Origin of the sequence: Mucilaginibacter sp. (genome assembly GCF_028288105.1) — a bacterium.
In the GTDB taxonomy this organism is placed as follows: Bacteria; Bacteroidota; Bacteroidia; order Sphingobacteriales; family Sphingobacteriaceae; genus Mucilaginibacter.
This window is the reverse complement of sequence record NZ_JAQBOI010000268.1, coordinates 1-2,703: the sequence shown is the minus strand read 5'-3', so window position 1 is coordinate 2,703 and position 2,703 is coordinate 1. Positions and strand designations below refer to the sequence as shown.

Below are 2,703 nucleotides of genomic sequence, written 5' to 3'. Positions count from 1 at the left end.
CGTATGATGTCCTCCCTGCGCTCCAGTCGGCGGTTCTCGGCCTGCATAGGGTAGAGGAAGATATCGCCATTATCATGAAAAGATACCCAGTTGTTCGGGAAGATGGAATCGGGGGTATGCGGCTCAACGGTATCGTTTACCACAGTTACATTTACGCCATTATCGCGCAATACCTTTACAAAGCCATCAAACTCCTGCTGCGCTTTTTGCTGCACAGCCTGCTGGTCGTCGTCCCGGTTCTGGAAGGCATTGCTTTCTGCCGTTTGCATGTTAAAGCCAAACGCCACAGGGCGTATCATTAATATATTAGAGGTAGACTGCTGTATTGAGTTCATAGTTAATGGTTCATAGATCATGGTAATTTTGGTTCGTAGAGATAATACTATGAACTATCATCTATGAACCATTTGCTCGTTTAGTTCGTTGGTGATTGCAAATTAATCAATCTGCTTTATAATCCAATATATCGCCGGGCTTACAGTTTAGTTCACGGCAAATAGCTTCGAGGGTATCAAAACGTACACCCTTTACTTTGCCGGTTTTGAGCAGGGAAAGGTTGGTCATGCTGATGTCCAGGCGCTCGGCAAGCTCTTTTAGCGACATCTTGTTTTTGGCCATTTCCACATCAAGGTTTACTATTATAGCCATTATACAAACTCTCCGTTCTCTTTTTGAAGTGTAAAACCATATTTAAACACATCGGCCATTACATAAATAACAGCGCCTAATATAAAGCCGGTAAAATTTTCCGTCCATATTATATTCCACGCGTTAAGCCCATTTACCTGCTGCCCTAATATGATTATGCTGCTTATACCCACCAAAATGTTTAATAAGTTAATCAGCGCAAAGCATAAAGCGATAACCTTTAACCGGCGAATGTTATCGTTTTGAAAAGGCATATTGTGCATAAGCGTATTAAAAAATTTACGTAACTGGTAAATTATAATCATAATCAATGCTTCTATCGATATAAAAAAGAAATAGGCGAGGGCTATATTTCCGGCAGTTTTTTTAAGGTTCATATCCAATAAACCTTGATCATATTTTATAGTGATGTTTTTTGCGCCGCTCGTTAATGGCGCCAATTTTACAATCGTCGATTCGGGCGCCGGATATTTTACTTGTGTGCTAAATTTTATGCCATCGCTTGTGAATAACTTTAAAGTTATGCCTATAAAGGCGACAACTATAATTATCATATTTAGATACCATATAATGATAAGTAAAACGCGGATAACTTTTAAAAGCCAGGATGTAGTTTTCATGTCTGTAATTATTTGTTGATACAAATATACAGACTAAATTGATAAAACAAAAATAATTTTATGTAAAACATAAAATTATTTTTGTTTTATGTTTAAATAACACTATCCCGCATCAGGGGCATACTCATACAATGGAAACCGCCGCGGGCGCGTGATAGTTCAGCGCTTGGCATTAATATCAGCGTATCCTTCATGCTTTGCGGGTCAAGCTCGCCAGCTTCAAACTTGGGCAGCAGGTCGGTTACGTGAATAACATTAAAACCGCTTTGCTTAAAGGCCTCTACCGTTTTATCGTTACGATCGTATCCCAATACTACGCCATCTTTTAGTGCCAGCAGGTTGCAGCTATCTGTCCATTGCTCGCGGGCATCAAACGGGAACTCATCATTGCCGGAATAAATGAATTTGGTAGGCTCGGTGCTTTCCAAATCTTTCTGGCTAATGTTATCCAGCAGGTCTTCCAGCGTGGCAAAGGTTTTGGGTTTCTTATCCTTCCTGAACTGTACAATTTCGGGCTTATCCTTATTCTTTTTATCGGCGAACCAGGCAATAGGTTCGCGCTGCGATTGCTCTGTCTCGGCAATGGTTAACGATCGCAGCAGCACCCATACATTGCGTTTTACCTGCGTAAAAACAGTATCAATGTGCATATAATCGCGCTTATGCGGTATTTTAACAATGGTGATCTTGTTTACCACATCATTCTCCAATAATAGCTTAATTGCCTCGTTTGCGCCACTGATAGAGGTGCGTTCGCTGCAGCCAATAATTAAATGCTGCGGACTAACCATCATTACGTCGCCGCCCTCAATGGTGGTTTTCTCTTCATTGGCTTCGCCGGGGCGTAAAAAGTGCTGTTTGTTTTCCGATATCTCGATGATGTTATTACGGTATGCTTCAAACAACGGGTGGTTAAAAAAGATATAACGCATCAGCAAGGTTTCCCGGGCACGCGCTTTTTTAGCAGGGTTGTTCAGAAGGATGTGGTTATTGATGGCAATCCCCAAATCGCGCGAGAATATCAGGTTAGGGATAGGCGCGAAGATCATGTTGTCATCACCCAGCGAGCCGGAAATGAAAATCTTGGCCAGTTCAACCGGGTCGGTATCTATCAATTGCAGTTGCTGGCGATAGTTACAGCTTTCTATAGCGCAAACAGCAGCTACCAGTTTCTTGCGTACATCGGTTTGCTGCAATATATCGCTCAGCAGGGTTTGGATCTCAATAACCTTTGTCGAATTATGAAAATCCGCGTTATCGGGTTTAAAAAAGTCGCGGTCGCCTTCGCCGCTGTCTATAGCATTTAGTTTTCCCTTTATTTTATCAGGATCAAGGAAATACATCAATAACTTAATGTAGTAATCGTACTCCTTGCGGCGCATGGTATCCAGGTGTACTATATCTTCAAAAAGCCAATCCTGTGCCTTGGAGGGTA

4 protein-coding genes are annotated in these 2,703 nt (G+C 41.8%); all 4 read right to left on the bottom strand.

Annotated features, from left to right (window positions below; all coding sequences use genetic code 11):
* Positions 1-335, bottom strand: a 335-nt coding sequence (locus JWQ85_RS18035; RefSeq protein ID WP_299470398.1) for an arginine deiminase-related protein, incomplete at its 3' end; no start/stop codon positions are given.
* 106 nt (positions 336-441) lie between these two features.
* The gene (locus tag JWQ85_RS18030) at positions 442-648 is read right to left on the bottom strand and encodes a helix-turn-helix transcriptional regulator (RefSeq protein WP_294944429.1); all 207 of its coding nucleotides are present in this window, start codon (positions 646-648) and stop codon (positions 442-444) included.
* The gene (locus tag JWQ85_RS18025; RefSeq protein WP_299470397.1) at positions 648-1,268 is read right to left on the bottom strand and encodes a DUF2975 domain-containing protein; all 621 of its coding nucleotides are present in this window, start codon (positions 1,266-1,268) and stop codon (positions 648-650) included. Before JWQ85_RS18025 ends, JWQ85_RS18030 begins: the two co-directional genes overlap by 1 nt.
* A 92-nt stretch (positions 1,269-1,360) precedes the next feature.
* The coding region (locus JWQ85_RS18020; protein ID WP_299470396.1) for an arginine deiminase family protein at positions 1,361-2,703 on the bottom strand (1,343 nt) is incomplete at its 5' end.

What these genes read in the sequence shown, in the direction of transcription:
- JWQ85_RS18030 (WP_294944429.1), bottom strand. Translation starts at nt 648, where the DNA reads ATGGCTATAATAGTAAACCTTGATGTGGAAATGGCCAAAAACAAGATG.
- JWQ85_RS18025 (WP_299470397.1), bottom strand. Translation starts at nt 1,268, where the DNA reads ATGAAAACTACATCCTGGCTTTTAAAAGTTATCCGCGTTTTACTTATC.